At 40.0% G+C, this 23925-nt stretch carries 23 protein-coding genes and 1 other RNA gene; 18 read left to right on the top strand and 6 right to left on the bottom strand.

Annotated features, from left to right (window positions below):
- Positions 1–3: 3 nt before the first annotated feature.
- The 10 genes from gap to ssrA all read left to right on the top strand — a co-directional run bounded on the left by gap (position 4) and on the right by ssrA (position 11233).
- The gene (gap, locus tag MKX72_RS25505) at positions 4–1011 is read left to right on the top strand and encodes a type I glyceraldehyde-3-phosphate dehydrogenase (RefSeq protein WP_014457839.1); all 1008 of its coding nucleotides are present in this window, start codon (positions 4–6) and stop codon (positions 1009–1011) included.
- Positions 1012–1320: 309 nt separating this feature from the next.
- Entirely contained in the window at positions 1321–2505 is a 1185-nt protein-coding gene (locus MKX72_RS25500; RefSeq protein ID WP_028412053.1) for a phosphoglycerate kinase, read from the top strand.
- A 175-nt stretch (positions 2506–2680) separates the two neighbouring features.
- Positions 2681–3436 carry a triose-phosphate isomerase gene (gene tpiA, locus MKX72_RS25495; protein WP_013085385.1) on the top strand — a complete coding sequence of 252 codons (756 nt, stop codon included), beginning with the start codon at positions 2681–2683 and terminating at the stop codon, positions 3434–3436.
- A complete protein-coding gene (gpmI, locus tag MKX72_RS25490) occupies positions 3436–4968 on the top strand; it encodes a 2,3-bisphosphoglycerate-independent phosphoglycerate mutase (RefSeq protein ID WP_155008480.1) in 1533 nt (510 codons plus the stop codon). Before tpiA ends, gpmI begins: the two co-directional genes overlap by 1 nt.
- Positions 4969–4992: 24 nt before the next feature.
- The gene (eno, locus tag MKX72_RS25485; protein ID WP_028412055.1) at positions 4993–6288 is read left to right on the top strand and encodes a phosphopyruvate hydratase; all 1296 of its coding nucleotides are present in this window, start codon (positions 4993–4995) and stop codon (positions 6286–6288) included.
- Between the two features lie 209 nt (positions 6289–6497).
- Positions 6498–6731, top strand: a complete 234-nt coding sequence (gene secG / locus MKX72_RS25480) for a preprotein translocase subunit SecG (protein WP_014457843.1) — start codon at positions 6498–6500, stop codon at positions 6729–6731.
- Between the two features lie 268 nt (positions 6732–6999).
- Positions 7000–7740 carry an alpha/beta hydrolase gene (locus MKX72_RS25475; RefSeq protein WP_028412056.1) on the top strand — a complete coding sequence of 247 codons (741 nt, stop codon included), beginning with the start codon at positions 7000–7002 and terminating at the stop codon, positions 7738–7740.
- A gap of 38 nt (positions 7741–7778) precedes the next feature.
- Positions 7779–10121, top strand: coding sequence for a ribonuclease R (gene rnr / locus MKX72_RS25470; RefSeq protein WP_028412057.1), 2343 nt, complete (start codon positions 7779–7781; stop codon positions 10119–10121).
- A gap of 145 nt (positions 10122–10266) precedes the next feature.
- Positions 10267–10734 carry an SsrA-binding protein SmpB gene (gene smpB, locus MKX72_RS25465; protein WP_013059694.1) on the top strand — a complete coding sequence of 156 codons (468 nt, stop codon included), beginning with the start codon at positions 10267–10269 and terminating at the stop codon, positions 10732–10734.
- Positions 10735–10871: 137 nt separating this feature from the next.
- Positions 10872–11233, top strand: a transfer-messenger RNA (tmRNA) gene (gene ssrA, locus MKX72_RS25460).
- Positions 11234–11387: 154 nt separating this feature from the next.
- Here the strand turns inward: ssrA and modB are convergent.
- From modB to fdhF, 4 genes are all read right to left on the bottom strand, one after another.
- Positions 11388–12044: a molybdate ABC transporter permease subunit gene (gene modB, locus MKX72_RS25455; protein WP_034264255.1), complete on the bottom strand. Its 657-nt coding sequence runs from the start codon at positions 12042–12044 to the stop codon at positions 11388–11390.
- A gap of 7 nt (positions 12045–12051) precedes the next feature.
- The gene (gene modA / locus MKX72_RS25450; protein ID WP_033580425.1) at positions 12052–12849 is read right to left on the bottom strand and encodes a molybdate ABC transporter substrate-binding protein; all 798 of its coding nucleotides are present in this window, start codon (positions 12847–12849) and stop codon (positions 12052–12054) included.
- Positions 12850–12973: 124 nt separating this feature from the next.
- The gene (locus MKX72_RS25445) at positions 12974–13453 is read right to left on the bottom strand and encodes a DUF1641 domain-containing protein (RefSeq protein ID WP_033580426.1); all 480 of its coding nucleotides are present in this window, start codon (positions 13451–13453) and stop codon (positions 12974–12976) included.
- A gap of 11 nt (positions 13454–13464) precedes the next feature.
- On the bottom strand, positions 13465–16404 hold the full coding sequence (gene fdhF / locus MKX72_RS25440) for a formate dehydrogenase subunit alpha (RefSeq protein WP_028412061.1): 2940 nt from the start codon (positions 16402–16404) through the stop codon (positions 13465–13467).
- 366 nt (positions 16405–16770) lie between these two features.
- On the opposite strand from fdhF, the gene MKX72_RS25435 reads away from it, so the two are divergent.
- Genes MKX72_RS25435 through moaA form a run of 3 tightly spaced genes read left to right on the top strand, consistent with a single transcriptional unit; the run spans position 16771 to position 18989 of the window.
- Positions 16771–17115 carry a DUF2294 domain-containing protein gene (locus MKX72_RS25435; protein ID WP_013059689.1) on the top strand — a complete coding sequence of 115 codons (345 nt, stop codon included), beginning with the start codon at positions 16771–16773 and terminating at the stop codon, positions 17113–17115.
- A gap of 15 nt (positions 17116–17130) precedes the next feature.
- A complete protein-coding gene (gene fdhD / locus MKX72_RS25430; RefSeq protein WP_033580428.1) occupies positions 17131–17928 on the top strand; it encodes a formate dehydrogenase accessory sulfurtransferase FdhD in 798 nt (265 codons plus the stop codon).
- Positions 17929–17972: 44 nt separating this feature from the next.
- Positions 17973–18989: a GTP 3',8-cyclase MoaA gene (moaA, locus tag MKX72_RS25425; RefSeq protein WP_028412063.1), complete on the top strand. Its 1017-nt coding sequence runs from the start codon at positions 17973–17975 to the stop codon at positions 18987–18989.
- 13 nt (positions 18990–19002) lie between these two features.
- On the opposite strand, the gene mobA is transcribed toward moaA, so the two are convergent.
- Positions 19003–19572, bottom strand: a complete 570-nt coding sequence (mobA, locus tag MKX72_RS25420; protein ID WP_098112231.1) for a molybdenum cofactor guanylyltransferase — start codon at positions 19570–19572, stop codon at positions 19003–19005.
- 161 nt (positions 19573–19733) lie between these two features.
- Here mobA and MKX72_RS25415 point away from each other — a divergent pair, with 161 nt between their 5' ends.
- Genes MKX72_RS25415 through moaD form a run of 5 tightly spaced genes read left to right on the top strand, consistent with a single transcriptional unit; the run spans position 19734 to position 23244 of the window.
- Positions 19734–20750, top strand: a complete 1017-nt coding sequence (locus MKX72_RS25415; RefSeq protein WP_028412065.1) for a molybdopterin-synthase adenylyltransferase MoeB — start codon at positions 19734–19736, stop codon at positions 20748–20750.
- Between the two features lie 16 nt (positions 20751–20766).
- A complete protein-coding gene (locus MKX72_RS25410; RefSeq protein WP_034264240.1) occupies positions 20767–22032 on the top strand; it encodes a molybdopterin molybdotransferase MoeA in 1266 nt (421 codons plus the stop codon).
- Positions 22020–22547 carry a molybdopterin-guanine dinucleotide biosynthesis protein B gene (mobB, locus tag MKX72_RS25405; protein WP_033580429.1) on the top strand — a complete coding sequence of 176 codons (528 nt, stop codon included), beginning with the start codon at positions 22020–22022 and terminating at the stop codon, positions 22545–22547. The genes MKX72_RS25410 and mobB overlap by 13 nt, the downstream gene beginning before the upstream one ends.
- Positions 22544–23008, top strand: coding sequence for a molybdenum cofactor biosynthesis protein MoaE (locus MKX72_RS25400; RefSeq protein WP_025752620.1), 465 nt, complete (start codon positions 22544–22546; stop codon positions 23006–23008). The genes mobB and MKX72_RS25400 overlap by 4 nt, the downstream gene beginning before the upstream one ends.
- Positions 23009–23010: 2 nt before the next feature.
- Positions 23011–23244: a molybdopterin converting factor subunit 1 gene (gene moaD / locus MKX72_RS25395; RefSeq protein ID WP_028412068.1), complete on the top strand. Its 234-nt coding sequence runs from the start codon at positions 23011–23013 to the stop codon at positions 23242–23244.
- Positions 23245–23276: 32 nt separating this feature from the next.
- Here the strand turns inward: moaD and MKX72_RS25390 are convergent, their stop codons facing one another.
- A complete protein-coding gene (locus tag MKX72_RS25390) occupies positions 23277–23918 on the bottom strand; it encodes a nitroreductase family protein (protein ID WP_013059680.1) in 642 nt (213 codons plus the stop codon).
- Between the last annotated feature and the right edge of the window lie 7 nt (positions 23919–23925).

The raw sequence follows: 23925 nt of genomic DNA, 5'->3' as shown, positions 1-23925 counted from the left end.
CCCATGGCAGTAAAAATTGGTATTAACGGATTTGGTCGTATCGGCCGTAATGTATTCCGCGCAGCTTTAAAAAATGATAACGTTGAAGTAGTAGCAATCAACGACTTAACAGATGCTAACATGCTTGCTCACCTTTTAAAATATGATTCTGTACACGGAAAATTAGATGCAGAAGTAGTAGTAGATGGTAGCAACTTAGTAGTAAACGGTAAAACAATCGAAATCTCTGCTGAACGCGACCCAGCTCAATTATCTTGGGGCAAACAAGGCGTAGAAGTTGTTGTTGAATCTACTGGATTCTTCACAAAACGCGCTGACGCTGCAAAACACTTAGAAGCAGGAGCTAAAAAAGTAATTATCTCTGCTCCAGCATCTGATGAAGACATCACAATCGTAATGGGTGTTAACGAAGACAAATACGATGCAGCTAACCACAACGTAATTTCAAATGCTTCTTGTACGACTAACTGCTTAGCGCCATTTGCTAAAGTGTTAAACGACAAGTTCGGTCTTAAACGTGGAATGATGACAACAGTTCACTCTTACACAAACGACCAACAAATCTTAGACTTACCACACAAAGATTACCGTCGTGCTCGTGCAGCTGCTGAAAACATCATCCCAACTTCAACTGGTGCTGCTAAAGCTGTATCTCTAGTATTACCTGAATTAAAAGGTAAATTAAACGGTGGAGCTATGCGTGTTCCAACTCCAAACGTTTCTTTAGTAGACTTAGTTGCTGAACTTGACAAAGAAGTAACTGTTGAAGATGTAAACAATGCTCTTAAAGAAGCTGCTGAAGGCGATCTTAAAGGCATCCTTGGTTACAGTGAAGAGCCACTAGTATCTGGTGACTACAACGGTAACATCAACTCTTCTACAATCGATGCATTATCTACAATGGTAATGGAAGGTAACATGGTTAAAGTTATCTCTTGGTACGATAACGAGAGCGGATATTCTAACCGTGTAGTAGACCTTGCTCAATACATCGCTGCTAAAGGACTATAAGAATAACTTAAAATTCGCTTCTATTTGATTCAATAAGACAGAAATCGACTAGACTTTCCTTTTTTATTGGATATCTGAAAATAGAACGACTATAATAAGACTTGCTAAGGAAGAGAGGGGCATACCCCCTCTTCCTTGATTTATGTATTGGCTTCTACATGAAAAAGCGTCATAAACAGCTAACTGGAGTTTCACTTTATATAGAAAGGCGCCAATATATAAAATGAAATGTCCGTTGGTTTGTGGATTGATGATTACATAGAAGCCTACTTGCTTAGTACCATAAATACTTAAGGAGGCCTTTTAACGATGAACAAAAAAACGTTGAAAGACATCGATGTAAAAGGAAAGCGAGTATTTTGTCGCGTAGACTTTAACGTACCAATGAAAGACGGAAAAGTAACAGACGAAACTCGCATTCGTGCAGCTGTTCCTACTATTCAATATTTAGTAGAACAAGGTGCAAAAGTAATTTTAGCTAGCCATCTTGGACGTCCAAAAGGCGAAGTTGTTGAAGAATTACGTCTAAATGCTGTTGCAGAACGTTTACAAGCTCTTCTTGGTAAAGACGTTGCAAAAGCTGACGAAGCTTTTGGTGAAGAAGTAAAGAAAACAATCGACGGCATGAGCGAAGGCGATGTTTTAGTACTTGAAAACGTACGTTTTTACCCAGGCGAAGAGAAAAACGATCCTGAATTAGCAAAAGCGTTTGCTGAATTAGCAGATGTATACGTAAACGATGCATTCGGTGCAGCTCACCGTGCGCATGCTTCAACAGAAGGAATTGCTCAACACATTCCAGCAGTAGCAGGTTTCTTAATGGAAAAAGAGCTTGATGTGCTTTCAAAAGCATTATCGAACCCAGAACGTCCATTTACTGCAATCGTTGGTGGAGCAAAAGTTAAAGACAAAATCGGTGTAATTGACCACTTACTTGATAAAGTAGATAACTTAATCATCGGTGGAGGACTTTCTTACACATTTATTAAGGCACTAGGCCATGAAGTAGGTAAATCACTTCTTGAAGAAGACAAGATTGAACTTGCAAAATCTTTCATGGAAAAAGCTAAGAAAAACGGAGTAAACTTCTACATGCCAGTGGACGTGGTAGTAGCAGATGACTTCTCAAATGATGCTAATATTCAAGTTGTATCAATTGAAAACATTCCAAGCGATTGGGAAGGCTTAGACGCAGGACCGAAAACGCGTGAAATCTATGCTGACGTAATCAAAAACTCTAAGTTAGTTATTTGGAATGGACCAATGGGTGTATTTGAATTAGACGCATTTGCTAATGGAACAAAAGCAGTAGCTGAAGCTTTAGCAGAAGCAACTGACACATATTCAGTAATCGGCGGAGGAGACTCTGCAGCAGCTGTTGAAAAATTCAACCTAGCTGATAAAATGAGCCATATTTCTACAGGTGGCGGTGCGTCACTAGAGTTTATGGAAGGTAAAGAACTTCCAGGCGTAGTTGCACTAAACGATAAGTAAGTTTATGTTTCAGTAAGACGGAGGACCGACCTGACGACTGATAATATAAATAATTATCAAGCAGCGAAGAAGGATGACCAAGAGATAAAAGGGACCGAATCACTTTTAACAGCACCCTCTTGGACATCTAACGCGTGAAGTGAAAACCCACAATAAACAAAGGACGGTGTTACACATGCGTAAACCAATTATTGCAGGAAACTGGAAAATGAATAAAGTACTTTCTGAAGCAACTAGCTTTGTTGAAGAAGTAAAAGGAGCAGTACCATCTCCTGAAAGCGTAGATTCAGTAGTATGTGCACCTGCACTATTTTTAGATCGTTTAGTAGAAGCGACTAAAGGCACAGACTTAAAAATTGGTGCACAAAACATGCACTTCGAAGAAAACGGTGCGTTCACTGGAGAAGTGAGCCCTGTTGCATTAGCAGACCTAGGTGTGAACTACGTAATTTTAGGACACTCTGAACGTCGTGAAATGTTTGCTGAAACGGACGAAACAGTAAACCAAAAAACAATTGCTGCATTCAAACACGGTTTAACACCAATCGTTTGCTGCGGTGAAACAAACGAAGAGTATGAACAAGACCAAACAAAAACAGTTGTAGCTAATCAAGTACAAAAAGCATTAGCTGGTCTAACTGATGAGCAAGTAAAACAAACGGTTATCGCATATGAGCCAATCTGGGCAATCGGTACAGGTAAATCTTCAACTGCTGAAGGTGCAAACGAAGTTTGTGCATACATCCGTAGCGTTGTTGCAGAACAATTCTCTCAAGATGTTGCAGATGCTGTACGTATTCAATACGGCGGTAGCGTAAAACCTGCTAATATTAAAGAATATATGTCTCAATCAGACATTGACGGAGCTTTAGTAGGTGGAGCAAGCTTAGAAGCAGATTCTTTCTTACAGCTTTTGGAGGCTGGTAAGTAATGAGTAAAAAGCCAGTAGCATTAATCATCTTAGATGGTTTTGCATTACGCGATGAAGATAAAGGTAATGCGGTAACACATGCAAAAAAACCAAACTTCGACCGTTTCTGGAACGAGTATCCTCATGCTACACTTCAGGCGTCTGGAGAAGCTGTAGGCTTACCGGAAGGCCAAATGGGTAACTCTGAAGTAGGTCACTTAAACATCGGCGCAGGCCGAATTGTGTACCAAAGCTTAACTCGTGTAAACGTAGCAATTCGTGAAGGCGAGTTTGAACAAAACGAAACGCTTGTAGCAGCTGTAAAGCACGCAAAAGAAAAGGGTACAAACCTTCATCTTTTCGGACTTTTATCTGATGGCGGTGTACACAGTCATATCGAACATCTTTATGCATTATTGCGTCTAGCTAAGAGTGAAGGCTTAGAAAAAGTCTACATTCATGGCTTCTTAGATGGTCGTGACGTAGCACCTCAATCTGCTGAAACGTATTTAAAAGAACTTAATGAAAAAATTGAAGAGTACGGCGTTGGTGAAATTGCAACACTTTCAGGACGTTACTACTCAATGGACCGCGACAAACGCTGGGAGCGCGTAGAGAAATCATACCGCGCAATGGTGTACGGTGAAGGTCCATCATATACAAGCGCTGAAGAGTGCGTAAAAGATTCATATGAAAATGGAATCTATGACGAATTCGTTTTACCTTCTGTTATTACAAAGGAAGACGGATCGCCAGTTGCGAAAATTCAAGACGAAGATGCAGTCATTTTCTACAACTTCCGTCCCGATCGCGCAATTCAAATTTCAAATACGTTCGCAAACGAAGATTTCCGCTCATTTGATCGCGGTGAGAAACATCCGAAAAACTTACATTTTGTATGTCTAACTCACTTCAGCGAAACAGTTGACGGATATGTAGCCTTTAAGCCAATTAACTTAGATAATACGCTTGGTGAAGTATTATCTCAAAATAACTTAAAGCAGCTTCGTATTGCTGAAACGGAAAAATATCCTCACGTAACGTTCTTTATGAGCGGTGGACGTGAAGCAGAGTTTCCTGGTGAAACACGTATCTTAATCGATTCACCAAAAGTAGCAACATATGACTTGAAACCTGAGATGAGTGCTTATGAAGTGACGGACGCGTTGCTTGCAGAAATCGAGGGCGACAAGCAGGACGCTATTTTATTAAACTTTGCAAACCCTGATATGGTAGGTCATTCAGGTATGTTAGAACCAACGGTAAAAGCGATTGAAACAGTAGATGAGTGCTTAGGCAAAATTGTAGATGCAATTTTAGCTAAAGGCGGTACAGCAATTATCACAGCAGACCATGGTAATGCTGATGAAGTGATTACACTTGAAGGTAATCCAATGACGGCTCATACAACGAATCCTGTTCCGGTAATTGTAACAAAACAAGGCTTAGAGCTTCGTGAAGACGGTATTCTAGGGGATCTAGCTCCTACAATGCTTACTCTTCTAGATGTAGCACAGCCAAAAGAAATGACAGGTAAAACATTAATTAAATAATTAATTATAAAGGAGAGTTTTAAAATGCCAACAATTCTTGACATTTATGCACGCGAAGTATTAGATTCTCGCGGTAACCCAACAGTTGAAGTAGAAGTATATACTGAATCAGGCGCTTTCGGACGCGCAATCGTACCAAGTGGTGCTTCTACTGGTGAACACGAAGCAGTAGAATTACGCGATGGTGACAAATCTCGCTACCTAGGTAAAGGTGTATTAAAAGCAGTAGAAAACGTAAACGAAATTATCGCTCCTGAATTAGTAGGTATGGACGCAACTGATCAAATCGGTATCGACCGCCTTATGATTGAGCTAGATGGTACGGAAAACAAAGGTAAATTAGGTGCTAACGCTATCCTTGGTGTATCTATGGCAGTAGCTCACGCAGCAGCTGATTTCGTAGGTCTTCCATTATATCGTTACCTTGGTGGATTCAACGCGAAGCAATTACCAACTCCAATGATGAACATCATCAACGGTGGTTCTCATGCTGATAACAACGTTGACTTCCAAGAGTTCATGATTTTACCTGTAGGAGCTCCTACATTCAAAGAAGCAATCCGTATGGGTGCTGAAGTATTCCACGCGTTAAAATCTGTTTTATCTGCAAAAGGCTTAAACACAGCTGTAGGTGACGAAGGTGGATTCGCTCCAAACCTTGGTTCTAACCGTGAAGCATTAGAAGTAATTGTTGAAGCAATCGAAAAAGCTGGCTACAAAGCTGGTCAAGACATCCAATTAGGTATGGACGTTGCTTCTTCTGAATTCTTCAACAAAGAAACTGGTAAATATGACTTAGCAGGCGAAGGTCGTACAGGCGTAACTTCTGCTGAAATGGTAGATTTCTACGAGCAGTTAGTTAACGAATTCCCAATCGTTTCAATCGAAGACGGTTTAGACGAAAATGACTGGGATGGTCACAAGCTATTAACTGAGCGCATTGGCGGCAAAGTACAGCTTGTTGGTGACGATTTATTCGTAACAAACACGAAAAAACTTTCTCAAGGTATCGAACAAGGCGTAGGTAACTCTATCCTTATCAAAGTTAACCAAATCGGTACATTAACTGAAACGTTCGAAGCTATTGAAATGGCTAAACGTGCTGGTTACACAGCAGTAGTTTCTCACCGTTCTGGTGAAACTGAAGATGCAACAATCGCTGATATCGCTGTTGCAACAAATGCTGGTCAAATCAAAACTGGTTCTATGAGCCGTACAGACCGTATTGCGAAATACAACCAATTACTACGCATCGAAGACGAGCTAGGTGTTCTAGCTGTATACGATGGCGCTAAATCTTTCTACAACTTAAAAAAATAAGTTGAAATCATAAAAAACGGATGACGATTGTCATCCGTTTTTTTTATGTTAAAATCCGGTGTATTTCGCTGTCATTACTTGTATGAGAGGGTTTTTTATGATAAATTAACCTTAGCGTAGTGCGCGTACTTTATCCCCGGTAATGCCAATCAGAAGGGATGAAGAAACCCCGCTGATTGACTATTACTTGGTGTAGGAGGTGTGTCTTAGTGCATACATTGCTGATTACTTTGCTAGTGATTGTTTCAATTGCATTGATTGTTGTGGTCGTTTTACAATCAAGCAAAACTACTGGATTATCTGGAGCTATTTCCGGTGGAGCTGAAACGTTATTTGGAAAACAAAAAGCACGTGGAATTGACTTAGTTTTACACCGTTTGACAGTAGTGTTATCTATCTTATTCTTTGCGTTAACACTTGCTGTATCTTATTTCAAACTTTAATATGTTACTGGATAGACTGCCACCTAATGCATACGTACTTGGTGTATACCAACTTATGTATTAGGTGGCTTTTTTAATGGGCGTGTTGAATACTTTAATTTCATTTTTAAGTAATGATATAATATAGCTTTAGAAAAAAGTACTAAATATAGTATAAAAGCGTAAAAGTTGACGGACACATCTCTTGTTATGTGATGACCGTCACATAAATACATGTTTTTTTCTATTATGACTGCAGATATTATAACTAAAAGGAGTTAAATGATATATGAAAATTGCACAACCAAAGCCATTTACATTTGAAGGCGGCGAAAAGGCTGTTTTATTACTTCACGGTTTTACCGGAAATTCTGCTGATGTTCGTATGTTAGGTCGTTTTTTAGAGAAAAAAGGATACACATGCCACGCACCTCACTATAAAGGACACGGTGTAGCGCCTGAAGAGCTTGTTCATACTGGTCCAAAAGATTGGTGGAAAGATGTCATGGAAGGCTATGAGTTTTTGAAAAGTAAAGGCCATGAAAGTATTGCCGCTGTAGGTCTTTCACTAGGTGGCGTATTTTCACTGAAATTAGGTTACACTGTACCTATAAAGGGTATTGTGCCTATGTGCGCGCCTATGTATATAAAGAGTGAAGAAGTCATGTATGAAGGTGTTTTAGCGTATGCACGCGAATATAAAAAGCGTGAAGGTAAATCGTCTGAACAGATTGAACAAGAAATGGAAGAGTTCAAACAAACACCAATGAACACGTTAAAGTCTTTACAGGAATTAATCGCTGAAGTGCGAAATTCAGTTGATATGATTTATGCACCGACATTTGTTGTACAAGGTCGTCATGATCATATGATTAATACAGACAGCGCCAATATTATTTATAATAGCGTCGAGTCTCCTACAAAAGATATAAAGTGGTACGAAGAATCTGGTCATACCATTACCTTTGATAAAGAGCGAGATCAGCTTCACGAGGATGTATATGCATTTTTGGAATCACTTGATTGGTAATAGAGATAATACGAATAAGGAAAAAGGAGGGACATGATGTGAAAGAAGAAAATCAGCCCTATATGAATGAAATATTGGATTTTATGAAAAGGGATAATTACAAACCTTTGACTGTCCAAGAGCTTGCAAAAGAATTTAATACGGAGGATGCAGAGTCATTCAAAGAGTTTGTTAAGGCACTTGTTATTATGGAAGAGAAGGGTTTAATTATCCGAGCAAGAAATGACCGCTACGGGCTGCCGGAACAAATGAATTTTGTCAAAGGGAAAGTAAGCGGACATGCAAAAGGGTTTGCGTTCGTAGTTCCTGAAGAAAAAGATGCGGGTGATGTATTTATTCCCCCTACTGAAACAAACAATGCTATGCACGGAGATATTGTGCTTGCAAGAGTGTTATCAGAATCATCAGGTGCTCGTCGTGAAGGAACCATTGTAAAAATCTTAGAACGAGGTACCCAGCAAATTGTAGGTACGTATACGCAAAGCAAGAATTTCGGCTTTGTGATTGCGGATGACAAAAAAATTGCAGGTGATATCTTTATTCCCAAAGCAGCAAGAAACGGTGCAGTTGAAGGCCATAAAGTAGTAGTAGAGCTCACAACCTATCCGGAAGGCCGCATGAATGCAGAAGGAAAAGTTGTTCAAATTCTTGGACATAAAAACGATCCGGGGATCGATATCATTTCTGTTATCCATAAGCACGGTCTTCCTCAAGAATTTCCTGCTGACGCTTTAACGCAAGCAATTGATACACCTGAGACGATTGATGAAAAAGATATCGGTAACCGTCGCGATCTTCGGGATCAAGTTATTGTAACCATTGACGGAGCAGATGCAAAAGATTTGGATGACGCTGTAACGGTTACAGAGCTTGAAAACGGAAACTACAAATTAGGTGTTCATATTGCAGATGTAAGTCACTACGTTAAAGAAGGTTCTCCGATTGATGTAGAAGCAGCAGAGCGCGGAACAAGCGTCTATTTAGTAGACCGAGTTATTCCGATGATTCCTCACCGTTTATCTAACGGAATCTGCTCATTAAATCCAAAAGTTAACCGTTTTACACTTTCTTGTGAGATGGAAATTAATCCACAAGGTGAAGTAGTAAAACATGAGATTTTTGAAAGTGTCATCAAAACGACAGAACGAATGACGTATTCAGATGTGAACAAAATCTTAGTGGATAAAGATGAAGAAGTGTTAGAACGCTACGAGCCAATCGTTCCGATGTTTGAGCGTATGGAAAAGCTGGCAGCTATTCTTCGTAAAAAGAGAATGGATCGCGGTGCCATTGATTTTGATTTCAAAGAAGCAAAAGTATTGGTAGATGATGATGGACATCCTCACGATGTTATTTTGCGTGAACGTTCAGTTGCTGAAAAGCTAATCGAAGAATTTATGCTGGCGGCGAATGAAACAGTAGCAGAACATTTTCACTGGATGAACGTACCGTTTATTTATCGTATTCATGAAGATCCAGATGCAGAGAAGCTTACTCGTTTCTTAGAGTTTATTACAAACTTTGGTTATACAGTGAAAGGGACAGGCAACGATATTCATCCGCGTGCGCTGCAAGATATTTTAGAAGAAGTAAAGGGTACGCCTGAAGAGATGGTTATTTCAACTGTTATGCTTCGTTCGATGAAACAAGCGAAATATGAAGCAGAAAGTTTAGGCCACTTTGGTTTATCAGCTGAATTCTATACGCATTTTACGTCTCCAATCCGTCGTTATCCGGATTTAATCGTTCATCGTCTCATTCGTACGTATTTAATTGAAGGAAAAACAGATCAGCAAACGCAAGAAAAATGGCGCGAGCTTCTGCCTGATGTTGCTGAGCATTCTTCTAATATGGAACGTCGTTCAGTTGACGCTGAGCGAGAAACGGACGATATGAAAAAAGCTGAGTTTATGGCTGATAAAGTTGGGGAAGTATTCAATGGTATTATTAGCTCTGTTACAAACTTTGGGATGTTCGTGGAGCTGGAAAATACGATTGAAGGGTTAGTTCATGTTAGTGACTTAACGGATGACTATTATCGTTACGACGAACGTCATTATGCGATGATTGGAGAAAGAACGGGCAACGTCTTCCGAATTGGAGACGAAATTGAAGTGAAAGTTGCCGATGTGAATAAAGACGAGCGTTCAGTGGACTTTGTTATTGTGGGAATGAAAGAAGGCCGCAAACGCTTATCTAAAGATCGTCCTAAAGTGATTAAGGCAAAACAAAAGTCACGCAAAGACGATAAAGGAAAAGGTCGAGAGGGCAGCCGAAGCAAAAATGAAGAGTGGTCTACTCAAAAACCAAAGAAGAAAAAGAAAAAAAGATTCTTCGAAGGCGCTCCAAACGTTAAGCGTAAAAAGAAAAAGCGCAAATAATCGACAGCAGTGAAGCAGAAGGATAGACCTTCTGCTTCAAAACAGCTCTATTAAACGTTTTAGTTGTTGTTTAGATTTCCATACAGTAAAATGATACATAATATCATACATATACGTAAGTACGGCTGAAGGGAAGGAACGTTTTATGCCAAAAGGTGAAGGGAAATTAATTGCACAAAACAAAAAAGCCCGCCACGACTTTTTTATTGAAGAAACATATGAGACGGGTATTGTTCTACAAGGAACGGAAATTAAATCAATTCGTAATGGTCGTGTGAATTTAAAGGACTCTTTTGCTCGTGTGCAAAACGGAGAAGTATTTTTACACAATATGCACGTTAGTCCTTACGAACAAGGAAATCGATACAATCATGAGCCACTTCGTACACGAAAGCTATTGCTGCATAAACGCGAAATCAGCAAGCTAATTGGCTATTCAAAAGAAACAGGTTATTCACTAGTTCCGTTAAAAGTGTATTTGAAAAATGGATACGCAAAGGTTTTACTAGGGCTTGGTAAGGGTAAAAAGAAATATGATAAGCGTGAAGACTTAAAGCGTAAAGAAGCCAAGCGTGATATCGAACGAGCATTTCGTGATCGTCAAAAGATGTAAAATTACAAAATCTTACAATTGCAAAATGCTCATTTTGTGATATAATAAATATTGTTATCAGTTAGATTTCATTTTGCACACTGAAGTCGCTATCTGATGTAAGAATTTTTCTTACACATTCCGACTCCCTTTTATATGGGGACGTTACGGATTCGACAGGGATAGTTCGAGCTTAGGTTGCGAGTCGAGGAGATGGCCTCGTTAAAACATCAACGCCAATAATAACTGGCAAATCTAACAATAACTTCGCTTTAGCTGCATAATAGTAGCTTAGCGGTTCCTCCCTCCATCGCCCATGTGGTAGGGTAAGGGACTCACTTTAAGTGGGCTACGCCGGAGTTCGCCGTCTGAGGACGAAGGAAGAGAATAATCAGACTAGCGACTGGGACGCCTGTTGGTAGGCAGAACAGCTCGCGAATGATCAATATGCCAACTACACTCGTAGACGCTTAAGTGGCGATATTTCTGGACGTGGGTTCGACTCCCACCGTCTCCACCAAATACATATTTTTGGTGGCTTACCTTACTTATAACAGGAGCTAATCAAATGTATGATCTACATTTGATTAGCTCCTTTTTAATTTATGATGTATGTAAAATTGAAAAAGCGGTACAAAAGTAAAAGGATGCCTCTTTGTGTAAGAGGCATCCTTTTACTTTTGTTTAAGCTGAACAAAAAGCAGCATAAGAAAGGAAAGAAAGACGATCGAGATAACCCATAGCCAAGCGAGATTCATGTTTCCAGAGTCAATCGCGACGTAGATAGCGGTAGGAACAGTTTGAGTTTCACCTGGAATATTGCCAGCAAACATCAAAGTGGCTCCAAATTCTCCGAGTGCTCTTGCCAGACTTAACACACCTCCTGTTACGATAGCTTTAGAAGCTAAAGGAATGGAAATAAAGAAAAAGACTTTCCATTCGCTTGCACCATCTACTCGAGCTGCGTCTTCAATTTCATGATCAACGCCTTGGAAGCCCGTTTTGGCAGATTGATACATAAGGGGAAACGCAACGACAACGGATGCAATAACAGCTGCCCACCACGTAAAAATAACGGGTTGTTGAAAGACCCATTCAATTGCTCGGCCGAGTAGGCTGTGTTTTCCGAATATGACAATCAATAAAAATCCAACAACGGACGGAGGCAGGACCAATGGTAGCATCAACACCGTTTCAACCATCACTTTTCCCTTAAAGTGTTTCCTTGATAACAGTTTTCCTATAACAGTGCCTAGAATAATCACGACAAATCCCGCTACTAATGCAATTTTAAGCGATAGCTGAAGAGGAGATAAAAACTCTTGAATCATAGCAATCTCAATTCGCAGTGAAACCGTATTTTTTAAACGTGTTAAGAGCCGTCTTACTTTGTAAAAATTGATAAAAATCCTTTGCTTCTTGTGGATGTTTCGAATCCTTAATAACGCCTACAGGATATACAATTGGTTTGTGAGTGCTATGATCTGCAGTGGCGACAATCTTCACTTTTTTTGAAATCAACGCATCGGTTTTATAAACAACTCCAGCTTCAACGTTTCCTGTCTCCACATAGGAAAGCACCTGGCGTACGTCTTTTGCATAGACGGTTTTAGGCTCAATGTTTGTCCACAGATTCATGTGTTCAAAAGTCTCTTTTGCATACTGTCCGGCAGGAACGGATTCCGGTATGCCAAGTGAAATTTTTTGAACAGCAGGCTTTGATAGATCTTCAAAATTTTTGATGGCAGCCGAATTATTCTTTGGGACGATAAGCACAAGATCGTTGCCAACCAAGTCAGTTCCATTTTCTTTAGAAATAACTCCTGACTTTACCAGTGCATCAAACTTATCTTCCGCTGCTGAAAAAAACAAATCAGCCGGTGCGCCGTTTTCGATTTGCTGTTGCAGCGAGCCTGAAGCCCCAAAATTAAATTTTAAGTCGACATTCGGATGCTTTGTTTCATATTGCTTTTGAATATCGGTAAGCGCATCTTTTAAGCTGGCTGCAGCGGATATCGTTAAGCTGACGTTTTGGTGCTGAGCCGCTGATTGACTCGTATTTGTTCCGTTCGAACAAGCAGCAGTAAACATAATTAAAAATAATAGTGCGAATAAGGGTTTAAAGTATTGTTGCATCGTGTCACCTCAATTAGTTTTAGTAGAGCAATTTAGTATAACTATATCACGTTCACTTAGAAAAGGACTTCCTAAAAAGAAAACAGCGACTTGAAAGGGAAAAACTTTCAAGTCGCTGCCTTATTTACTCTTCCAACGCTTTGCCCATTCCTTTTAAAAAGTGAAGTCCAAATCCAATTGCACGATTAACATCTGGATCATTTAGCGCTTTTATAAGAGCTAACGCACTTACTTTTTTTCCTGTTTTTACATATTCATTTGCTTCGTTCATACCAGCTGTTGCACTGTTAACAAGTTTAGCAGTTACCTCTGGGTCTGCCTTCATCAAACCGCTGCTTGCACCCATAAGGGTATTAATTAAATTGGTTACGGGTTCTCTAGAAATTTGATGAAGCGCAATTTTTGAGATTTTTTCTTTTGCTTGAATCATTGAATCAGCAGCTTCAAGAACACCCATGTCGTTAAGTTCTCCGACAATACCGAGAATACGATTCAGCGCTTCTTCATTATCTGCCAGCAGAGAAGTCAAGTCTTCTAATTTTTGCTGTTTTTTTTCTTCCTCGCTTAGAAGAGGCTTTTTAATTTCTGTAATAGGTTGTGCCATCTTTTCTCCTCCTATTTACTTGTTAAATGGACGTAGCCAGGACGATTCCATTTACGCTGAACCTCGACCCCATTTTGAGGATGACGTTTTTTGTTACGCGGATTTGTAGACGGTAAAGGCGTTTTTCCACCTTTGCTTAATACTTCCATCCGTACTTTTGTTTGTTTGTAAGCCGGCGTATTTGTTCGTTGGTCGACTGCAGGTCCCGTCAAGAAGTTAATAGCCGAATCTTTATGAACGGAGTGCATCGGAAGATACAGCTCATTTGCTTTTACTCGCTCTGTAATTAATGCCTGTACTTTTACTGCTCCAAACGGTGAGATTAATCTGACAAGCGAACCGTCTTCAATTTCACGCTCCTTGGCAAGCTGAGGTGAAATTTCTACAAATACTTCCGGTACCTTTGATTGAATACCGCTCGATTTATTGGTCATATTCCCTTCATGAAAATGTTCTAACATTCGTCCGTTATTAATGTGCAAATCATATTCCTCTGGAAATTCAGCAGGAAGAACCCAATCTGATAAAGCAAAGCGCGCTTTTTTATCTGGGAAATTAAACCCATCGACGTAAAGTAAAGGCGTGCTTTTCCCCTCTAAGCTCCCCCATAAGAAGCTATCCCAGCCTTCAAGGTTTTCGTAGCTGGCTTGGCTGAACAGAGGTGATAGACTAGCCATTTCTGAAAAGATGTCACCAGGGTGTGTATACGTCCAATTTGCACCTAAGCGGTTTGCAATCTCTTGAACAATCCACCAATCCGGCTTCGAATCACCAAGCGTTGGCAATGCTTGATACAATCTTTGTACGCGTCGCTCCGTATTGGTAAACGTTCCGTCTTTTTCAAGAGAAGGAACAGCAGGGAGTACAACATCAGCATATTGAGCCGTTCTTGAAAGGAAAATGTCTTGGACAACAAAAAAATCTAGATTTGATAATATTTCGTGTACGTGATTAGCGTTCGAATCGACAAGAGCCATATCTTCTCCTACAAGGTACATAGCTTTCATTTTTCCTTCATCAATTGAATGAAGCATTTGGATATTATCAAGACCCGGCTTGTCTTTAATTTTCACGCCGTATGCTTTTTCAAATTTTTCTCGAGCGACTGAGTCCGTGACGTGCTGATAACCTGGAAGCCAAGCGGGAAGAGTTCCCATATCGCATGCGCCTTGCACGTTATTGTGGCCTCGGAGTGGATAAGCGCCTGCACCAGGGCGTCGATAGTTTCCAGTAGCAAGCAACAGGTTTGAGATAGCCGCTGATGTATCAGAGCCTCCTGTATTTTGCGTCACGCCCATACCCCACAGCACACAGGTTCCATCGGCGTCTCGAATCATTTCAGCTATTTGAATGAGTGTTGCTGCTGAAATACCCGTAATTTGTTCAGCATATTCAAGCGTGTACTTTTCAAGCAAAGAGTTAAAGTCTTCAAAATAGTTGACGTTTTCTTGGATAAATTTTTCGTTGTGCCATCCTTGATCAATCATGTATTTTGTTACAGCCATTAGCCATACTTGGTCCGTACCTTGTTTTGGACTGATAAAAATGTCAGAGCGTTCAGCCATTTCGTTTTTGCGCAAATCTGCGACGATTAGTTTTTGGTCATGAAGCTTATGCGCGCGTTTGATACGAGTTGCTAATACAGGGTGACCTTCGGCAGGGTTAGCTCCAACGATGATAACCAGTCCAGCTTTTGCGATGTCTTTTATCGTGCCGGCATCGCCTCCCATTCCGACTGTTCGAAATAATCCATCGGTTGCAGGAGACTGACAGTAGCGAGAACAGTTGTCTACGTCATTTGTTTCAAACATTTGGCGAGCCAGCTTTTGAATAACATAGTTTTCTTCGTTTGTAATCTTAGAAGAAGAGATAAAACCAACGGATCCATGTCCGTACTGCTGATTGATGGAGTTTAACCTGCTTGCTACTAAATCGAGCGCTTCTTCCCATGACGACTCTACAAATGCGCCATTTTTTCGGATTAAAGGCTTAGTAATACGTTTTTCAGAGTTTACAAAATCCCAGCCGAATTTTCCTTTCACACAGGTTGAAATAGCGTTTGCGGGAGCATCTGAGCTAGGTTGAACTTTAAGGATTTCGCGGCCTTTTGTCCACACTTCAAATGAACATCCAACTCCGCAAAATGTACAGACGGTTTTTGTTTTTTTCGTCCGAGTTTCACGCATAGCTGCTTCCACCTCTGAAACAGCAAAAATTCCGCTGTACCCTGGTTCCACTTCTTTAACTAAATCAATCATTGGATTCAAAACGCTTTTTGGAAGTCCGGTCATGAATCCAGCTTCTCCGAGCATAGATTTTTCCATTAAGGCATTACAAGGGCATACTGTTACACATTGACCGCAGCTCACACAAGAAGATTCATTGATTGCTACACCATCATCCCAGAGAACGCGGGGACGTTTCGCTTCCCAGTCGATAGAGAGCGTTTCATTAACTTGAAGATTTTGACAAACCTCTACACATTGTCCACAAGCAATGCATTGATTAGGGTCATAACGGTAAAACGGATGAGACATATCGACTTCATCCTCTGAGGCCTTTGGCGTATAGGGGTATTTTTGATGTTCAATCTCCATCATTTCGGCTGTATTATGTAATTTACAGTTTCCGTTGTTATTATCGCAAACGGTGCAGTATAGCAAATGATTTTCTAATAAGCGATCCATTGCTTCCGTCTGTGCCGCTTTTGCGGGTGCTGATTGTAATTCAATCTTCATGCCGTTTTCAGCTTTTGTAGAACAAGAACGAACTAACTCGCCATTCATTTCAACAATACATGTGTCACAAGTTTGAATAGGGTCTACTTCAGGCACATAACAAATCTGAGGATGCTCGATGTTTTGCTGGTTAATAATTTCGAGTATGGTAGAACCTGAAGCTGCCTTGTATTCGTTGCCATTTATATGAACAGTGATGATTTCACGACTCATTTGTTTTCCTCCTTTATATAAAACAAAAAACCACCATGAATACACATGCCTAATTAAATAAGGGAAGTGCAATCATGGTGGAATAGTTTACTAGCAGGTCTTACTAATATGCCAATCCGGCCCATTTATATCGTTAAGAAAAAGTGATAGAGTAATAACAATTCATTATTATTATTATTCCATCTCGGTTATTTATAATTATATCGCTACGTTTTTAAATGCACAACTTTTTTAAATACCCAACTCTCTTCAAAAGTTTTGCTGCAAAGATTTTAGGCTTTTATTTTTTGAAGTGTTGATTTATGATAAAAAAACTGTAGGAATAAAATGCACAATTTAATTTTAATCGGTGGGAGAGCGTTGATTATGTCAAAAACAATTCATGAATTTAATGATATTATTCGGAAGCTTCGAAAAGATTTATTTGGAAAAGGACCGGAAAGAATACATACGGTTTTTGTTGAAAATATGGCTGTCTCAACACTGTATGGAAATTTAACTCCGACAGAAACATTTATTGCAAGCACTTCTGAAGGGTGTGACATGGTTCATTTAGCTCGAACAAAAATGATTCAAGATGTATATGCATCGAATCCGCCGGAAGGGCTAGAAGAATTGGTAGGAGCAAAGCTGGTTAATTTATTTTCAGATATGAAAATAAAAGAAAATATAGCGGTTTCCGTATTTGTTTTTGATAAAAACATTATTTGAAAAAGGAGACATCACATGAATTCGACCGTTAAGAAGCGTACAGTTCTTAGATTTAAAAATGGTGAAATGGAAAGCGTGGAAGATAAAATTGTAACGGAGTTTCCTGTGACTGTGAAAATTAATGAAGAAGAGTTTGTCACGATGGTATGTAGCCCTCAATACATTGAAGATATGGTAATTGGCTATTTAGCATCTGAAGGGGTTATTCGAGAATACAAAGACATTAAAAACATATGGGTTCAAGAAAAAGAAGGGTATGTTCATGTTACAATAGATAAATTAAACCCGTATTTTCAAAACCTTCAAAATAAACGATATATCACGTCTTGCTGCGGGGCGAGCAGACAAGGGTTTGTCTTTATAAATGATGCGCTGACTGCTAAAAAAATGAATGATATATCGGTAGAACTTTCAATTAAGGATTGTTTTCAACTCATGAATAAGCTGCAGCAATCTGCTGCTACGTTTCAAGAAACGGGTGGCGTTCATAACGCTGCCATTTGTGATAAAAATGGTTTCATGCTTAGCAGAATGGACATTGGCAGGCATAATGCTCTAGATAAACTATATGGGTATTGCTTAAAACACCATATTTCAATTAGGGATAAAGTAGTCGTTTTCAGCGGCCGTATTTCTTCAGAAATTTTGTTGAAAGTAGCGAAGATCGGGTGTGAAGTGGTTCTTTCAAAATCCGCTCCGACTGAACTTGCTTTAAATCTAGCAGAAGAATTGAGAATTACAACGGTAGGGTTTATCCGAAGTGATTCGTTGAATATTTATACATGCCCGGAAAGAATTTTAAGAGAAAGTTAATCTGCTGTGGAGAAGCTGACAGCTAGAGAGGAGAGATGAGGCAGATGTCATACACTATAGTTGATACGTTAAAGCGCCCTTTACGAGACTTGCGTTTGTCCGTAACAGATCGCTGTAACTTTCGCTGTCGATATTGTATGCCTGAAGAAATTTTTGGGGCAGACTATCCATTTTTACCTGCCGAAAATATTCTTTCGTTTGATGAATTAGAGAGACTCACGAGATTATTCGCATCGCTAGGAGTAAAAAAAGTGCGTATAACGGGAGGAGAGCCACTGCTAAGAAAAGGCTTGCCAGATCTAATCAATCGTCTGAAGCAAATTGAGGGTATAGATGATATTGCCATAACAACAAACGGCTCACTGTTAAAGAAGCATGCAGAAGCCTTATCAAAAGCGGGATTATCAAGAGTAACCGTCAGCTTAGACTCGCTTGATGAAGTGAGATTTCAAGAGCTGAACGGAAATCGAGGAAGCGTCAAACGAGTGTTAGAAGGAATAGAGGCAGCAGCTCTTGCGGGGATTTCAGTCAAAATAAACATGGTTGTCCAAAAAGGCAAGAACGAGCAGGATATCCTTCCGATGGCCCAATATTTTAAAGGCAAAAAACATACGCTGCGCTTTATTGAATACATGGATGTTGGAAATTCAAACGGATGGAAAATGGATGAGGTTATAACAAAGAAACAAATTCTTGATATAGTTGGACAAGAAATGCCTCTTGAAGAAATTCCGCCTCATTACACGGGAGAAGTAGCTACCAGGTATCGGTATGTTGGGACAGAAGAGGAAATTGGTATCATTTCATCCGTGACAGATTCATTCTGTTCGACTTGTTCACGCGCAAGAGTATCGGCTGAAGGAAAGCTCTATACCTGCTTGTTTGCGTCAAAAGGGTACGACCTCCGGAAACTGATACGATCACAAGCATCTGATCATACTGTTTGTGACACCATTTCTGATATCTGGAATCATCGGAAAGATCGTTACTCAGATGAGCGGGCTAACGGAAGACAGGTCCAAGGCGCTGAGAAAGTGGAAATGTCTCATATTGGTGGATAATTCAAAAAAAGCCTTATAAATGCCAATCACTGCGATGATTCACATTTATAAAAGTAGGATCTTCTGCTGAAAAAGGCACGCGAAGGACGTTTGCCTGATTCAACAATCCTGTAAGCCTTCTTTCACCTTGTGTAACGAGTTGGTCAATAAGAGGAAGCATTCTACGGTGATAGAGGGCTAGAAGCGGGTGCATGTGATTTGGCTGAACAGGAAGAACAATATCAGCTGAGTTCGCCTGAGTTAGGGTAATCATATTATGAACAAACTCAGCATTAACAAAAGGAATGTCACACGAAAGAATAAAGAACCATTCAGCACGGCAATCAATTGCAGTTAAAGCATGATGAATTGCATACAAAGGTCCTTGATACGGGCATTTTTCAACTGCAAATGAAACATCTTTTCTTTGAAAATAAGGAAGTAAATCTTGGTTGGTAGACACAAGTATAGGTGTGACGTGATTTTCTTTTAATGCATCTATACTATATTCGTAAAATGATTTCTTGTTATAGGTTTCAAACATTTTTGGTTGACCGTAGCGAGAAGATTTTCCTCCTGCTAATACAATGCCGGCAATGGACATTTATTAAATACCTCCATCAAAATATATTTGTATATTTATGCACATAAGCGTCCGTAAAGCAGCTTAGCTTTATGTGTATAATAGCATGTTTTTAAAGAAATATCTTTGACGAAGGAATAGATAGTGAAGTCATAGATTGAACGAGAAAGGGAGAGAAAAGAGTGACAGAACGTTATTCACGTCAGCAGCTTTTCCAGCCCATTGGAAACAAAGGGCAGCAGCAAATTAGAAGTAAGCATGTTTTAGTTGTAGGCGCAGGGGCTCTAGGCAGCGCTAGTGCAGAAGCTCTCGTGCGTGCTGGAATTGGAAAATTGACTCTTGTAGATCGTGATTATGTAGAATGGAGTAATCTGCAACGTCAGCAGCTTTATACAGAACAAGATGCGCAAAACAAACTGCCTAAAGCTGTAGCAGCCAAAAATCGTTTGCGTCAAATAAACACAGAAGTGAAAATCGAAGCGCTGGTGATGGATGCTCAGCCTGCTAATTTAGAAAGTATCGTCCAAACAGCTGATTTGATTATCGATGCGACAGACAATTTCGACATTCGCTTTATTTTAAATGATTTGTCACATAAGTATGAAGTTCCTTGGATCTACGGCTCATGTGTAGGGAGTTATGGCACCACTTATACCGTTATCCCAAACGTAACCCCTTGTCTGCACTGCATATTGAAAAAAGTGCCTGTGGGAGGAGCGACGTGTGAGACAGCAGGAATTATCAGTCCAGCCGTTCAAATTGTGGCAGCCTATCAAATAACCGAAGCATTAAAAATTTTAGTGGGAGACGTTGAAGCTTTGCGACACACATTTCTAACTTTTGACGTCTGGAATAATCAGCACGCTGAATTTAAGACGGGTAAAATGAAAAGTTATGAATGTTCTTCTTGCGGATCGGCACGCACATATCCGTACTTAGCGTATGAAAATCAGCTTAAAACAGAAGTTCTTTGCGGCAGAGAGACGGTTCAGATCAGACCCTCGCAGCAGCATTTACACAACTTTGATGAATTGGAAAAGCGTTTAAAAAACCAAGGGAAAGTAGACCGCAACCCATATCTTCTGTCATGTCAGCTTCCAGAGCAGCGCTTTGTTATTTTTCAAGATGGCCGTGTATTTATTCATGGAACGAATGATATTCAATTTGCGAGAAGTTTATATTATCGTTTATTAGGATGAGTAAAGGAGTGAAAAAATGAGAGAAAAGCGAACTCCTATCCCTGTCGGAGAATGCGTTGGGCGAGTGATGCAGTATGTCAAAAGCGGAAAGCAAGAAATCATTGCGCTTGAAGAAGCTCACGGCAGATTTTTAGCAGAAGATTTAATGGCAGATCATGATGTTCCTGCTTTTAATCGTTCTCCATATGATGGTTTTGCTATTCGGTCACAAGATACGAAAAAAGCATCATCACTTCATCCAGTAGAACTGGATGTTCGAGGAGAGATAGGAGCGGGTTCTGTTTTTGAACATACAGTCAACGCGATGCAGGCTGTGCGTATTATGACAGGAGCTCCTATTCCAAAAGGCTGCGATGCGGTGGCAATGCTTGAAGTAACAAAAGAATATACAAAAGACAACCAGCCCGTCGTTCAAATCAAGCGGTCGTTTAACAGCGGAGATAACATTTCGTTTCAAGGAGAAGAAACAAAAAAAGGCACTATGTTAGTTTCAAAAGGAACGTATATCACTCCGGGAGTAGCTGCTCTTCTAGCCACATTTGGTTATAGTAACGTAGCTGTCTTCAAAAAGCCTGTAGTTGGATTACTTGCAACGGGAAGTGAACTAGTGGAAGTACGTGATCCTGTTCAGCGAGGGAAAATTCGTAATAGCAATGCTCATATGCTTCGTGCCCAAATTGAAAAAGCTGGAGGAGAAGTAAACTATTTTGGTATTATGCCCGATGATTTAAGTCAGTGCTACAGCGCGGTAAAATCTGCGCTATCAGAAGTGGACATGCTGATTACAACGGGGGGCGTTTCAGTAGGAGATTATGATTATCTACCAGAGGTGTATAAGCAATTACAGGCCGAAGTTCTTTTTAATAAAATAGCGATGAGACCAGGCAGTGTCACAACAGTTGCACGTATGGAAGACAAGCTTTTATTTGGTCTATCGGGAAACCCTACGGCCTGCTACGTTGGTTTTGAACTGCTAGCTCGTCCGGTCATCAGTACATATGCGGGGAAAAGAACCCCTCACCTCCGGAAAGAAAAAGCTTTGTTAGGAAAAGACTTCTTAAAGCCAAATCCTTTTATGCGATTTGTATCTGGCAGGCTTTCATACAGGGGAGGACAGCTGATTGCTTCTCCATTAAGCTTTACAAAATCTAGTGCTGTTTCTTCTTTAGCTCATGCGGATACGTTAATTATATTTCCCGGAGGGACGAGAGGGTACAAAGAAGGAATGCTGGTTGACGTCTTATTGCTAGATGACGTGCAGGGAAGTGAATGGCCTTGGTAGCAAGTTGCACCGTTTTACAAGTAGTTGGATTTCAAAACAGCGGAAAAACGACTTTAGTGGAAAAGCTAATTAAAAAAGCGAAACAATTCGATCTACGTGTAGGTTCTATTAAGCACCATGGACACGGCGGACCTCCAGATAGCAGCAGTGAGCTAAAAGACAGTCATCGCCACCAGCAAGCAGGTGCCGATGTGGCAGGTGTAGAAGGAGGTGGGATCCTTCAGCTTACGGCAAACAGTAAAGACTGGAGCCTAAAAAAGCTGATTGATTTTTATCAATTTTTCTCGCCAGATGTCATTTTTGTTGAAGGATATAAAAAAGAATCCTATCCAAAAGCAGTCTTGATTCGAAGTGAAGAAGATCTTGTTCTGCTTTCCTCTCTAACCAATATCATATGCGTGATTAGTCACATTCCGCTTAAAAACGAAGTGCAGCGAGCATATCCAATGTTTCACTTACAAGAAGACGAGCTTTATCTTAATTTTTTATTGAAAGAAGTGGGGGAAAGAAGATGAACCAGCACTTATTTGAAGTAGTAAATCAGCCAATTGCGGTAGATGAAATAATTAAAAAAGTTTCTAGAAGAGACGCGGGAGCTATTACGACATTTATTGGAACGGTAAGAGAATTTACAAAAGGCAAAAAGACGCTCTCTCTTGAATATCAAGCCTATGTGCCAATGGCAGTGAAAATGCTCAGCCAAATTGGTGACGAAATTCAGGAAAAGTGGCCGGATGCTTTGACAGCTATTACTCATCGAATCGGAAAGCTTGATATAACAGAAGTCGCAGTAGTTATTGCGGTTTCTTCTCCGCATCGCAAAACAGCTTATGAAGCAAATGAGTATGCTATTGAACGTATTAAGCAAATTGTGCCAATTTGGAAAAAGGAATTTTGGGAAGATGGAACAAAATGGATTGGCGATCAGTTAGAAACAAAAGAATATCCTGAAGGAAAGCCATTGAAGGAGATGTAAAAATGATTAACGTCTTATTTTTCGCTGCTATACGTGAAGAGGCTGGAGTGGAACAAGTAACAGTTGATAAGCAAGATATAACAGTGAAGGAATTAAAGGAATATGTACAAAAAACATATAAGCTGTCCTCTCTGAATCAAACGATGACGGCAGTCAACGAAGAGTTTGTAACAGATGAAGAAATCATTGGAACGGGAGATACCGTTGCATTTATTCCACCCGTTAGTGGAGGATAAAAAAAGGTGCTGAATACACAGCACCTTTTTTATTATCTAAATTGAGCTACTTTTTCAATTGGTAAACGTACAGAAGGGTAACCGCTATTTGCTGCTTTGCCGATTGAAAGTAACATAACCGGTGCATAGCGTTCTTTGTCTAAACCGAATGCTTCGGCAATTTGATCTTTTTCATAACCGCCAATAGCATTCGTATCATAACCGTGAGCACGTGCAGCAAGCATTAACTGCATAGATACTAAACCGCCGTCAATTAATACCGTTTCTTTATTTAATTCTTCAGAAGCAGCTGCGTAGTGCGCTTTGATTTTTGGAATTTGCATATCTCTAATTTCTTGTGGCATATAGCCTAGTTCAACAGCTTTATCGTAAATTTCATCTAAATTTTCTTCGCTTTTTAAATCGCCGAATATCGCAATAACAGCTGCCGATGTTTCTACTTGTGATTGATTAAATTTAGCAAGCGGAGCTAGTGTTGCTTTTCCTTCAGGGCTATCAATTACTAGAAAGCGCCAAGGCTGTGCATTAACAGAAGATGGAGCTAGCGTCGCTTCTGTTAAAATTTCTTTCATTTCTTCACGGCTGATTTTGACAGATGGATCGTAATAACGAATAGATCTGCGCCCTGTAATAATATCTTGGAAATCATTGTTTAGTGTTTTTGTTTGTGTCATGATGAAC

The sequence above is a fragment of the Priestia sp. FSL R5-0597 genome, assembly GCF_038006305.1.
GTDB classification, from domain to species: domain Bacteria; phylum Bacillota; class Bacilli; order Bacillales; family Bacillaceae_H; genus Priestia; species Priestia zanthoxyli.
Note: the sequence above shows the minus strand (reverse complement) of the source record. Positions and strands in the feature narration are given on the sequence as shown.

What these genes read in the sequence shown, in the direction of transcription:
- MKX72_RS25435 (WP_013059689.1), top strand. Translation starts at nt 16,771, where the DNA reads ATGTCAAAAACAATTCATGAATTTAATGATATTATTCGGAAGCTTCGA.
- smpB (WP_013059694.1), top strand. Translation starts at nt 10,267, where the DNA reads ATGCCAAAAGGTGAAGGGAAATTAATTGCACAAAACAAAAAAGCCCGC.
- eno (WP_028412055.1), top strand. Translation starts at nt 4,993, where the DNA reads ATGCCAACAATTCTTGACATTTATGCACGCGAAGTATTAGATTCTCGC.
- fdhD (WP_033580428.1), top strand. Translation starts at nt 17,131, where the DNA reads ATGAATTCGACCGTTAAGAAGCGTACAGTTCTTAGATTTAAAAATGGT.
- MKX72_RS25410 (WP_034264240.1), top strand. Translation starts at nt 20,767, where the DNA reads ATGAGAGAAAAGCGAACTCCTATCCCTGTCGGAGAATGCGTTGGGCGA.
- moaA (WP_028412063.1), top strand. Translation starts at nt 17,973, where the DNA reads ATGTCATACACTATAGTTGATACGTTAAAGCGCCCTTTACGAGACTTG.
- tpiA (WP_013085385.1), top strand. Translation starts at nt 2,681, where the DNA reads ATGCGTAAACCAATTATTGCAGGAAACTGGAAAATGAATAAAGTACTT.
- fdhF (WP_028412061.1), bottom strand. Translation starts at nt 16,404, where the DNA reads ATGAGTCGTGAAATCATCACTGTTCATATAAATGGCAACGAATACAAG.
- moaD (WP_028412068.1), top strand. Translation starts at nt 23,011, where the DNA reads ATGATTAACGTCTTATTTTTCGCTGCTATACGTGAAGAGGCTGGAGTG.
- MKX72_RS25475 (WP_028412056.1), top strand. Translation starts at nt 7,000, where the DNA reads ATGAAAATTGCACAACCAAAGCCATTTACATTTGAAGGCGGCGAAAAG.
- MKX72_RS25390 (WP_013059680.1), bottom strand. Translation starts at nt 23,918, where the DNA reads ATGACACAAACAAAAACACTAAACAATGATTTCCAAGATATTATTACA.
- MKX72_RS25445 (WP_033580426.1), bottom strand. Translation starts at nt 13,453, where the DNA reads ATGGCACAACCTATTACAGAAATTAAAAAGCCTCTTCTAAGCGAGGAA.
- MKX72_RS25400 (WP_025752620.1), top strand. Translation starts at nt 22,544, where the DNA reads ATGAACCAGCACTTATTTGAAGTAGTAAATCAGCCAATTGCGGTAGAT.
- mobA (WP_098112231.1), bottom strand. Translation starts at nt 19,572, where the DNA reads ATGTCCATTGCCGGCATTGTATTAGCAGGAGGAAAATCTTCTCGCTAC.
- MKX72_RS25500 (WP_028412053.1), top strand. Translation starts at nt 1,321, where the DNA reads ATGAACAAAAAAACGTTGAAAGACATCGATGTAAAAGGAAAGCGAGTA.
- mobB (WP_033580429.1), top strand. Translation starts at nt 22,020, where the DNA reads ATGGCCTTGGTAGCAAGTTGCACCGTTTTACAAGTAGTTGGATTTCAA.
- gpmI (WP_155008480.1), top strand. Translation starts at nt 3,436, where the DNA reads ATGAGTAAAAAGCCAGTAGCATTAATCATCTTAGATGGTTTTGCATTA.
- modB (WP_034264255.1), bottom strand. Translation starts at nt 12,044, where the DNA reads ATGATTCAAGAGTTTTTATCTCCTCTTCAGCTATCGCTTAAAATTGCA.
- modA (WP_033580425.1), bottom strand. Translation starts at nt 12,849, where the DNA reads ATGCAACAATACTTTAAACCCTTATTCGCACTATTATTTTTAATTATG.
- gap (WP_014457839.1), top strand. Translation starts at nt 4, where the DNA reads ATGGCAGTAAAAATTGGTATTAACGGATTTGGTCGTATCGGCCGTAAT.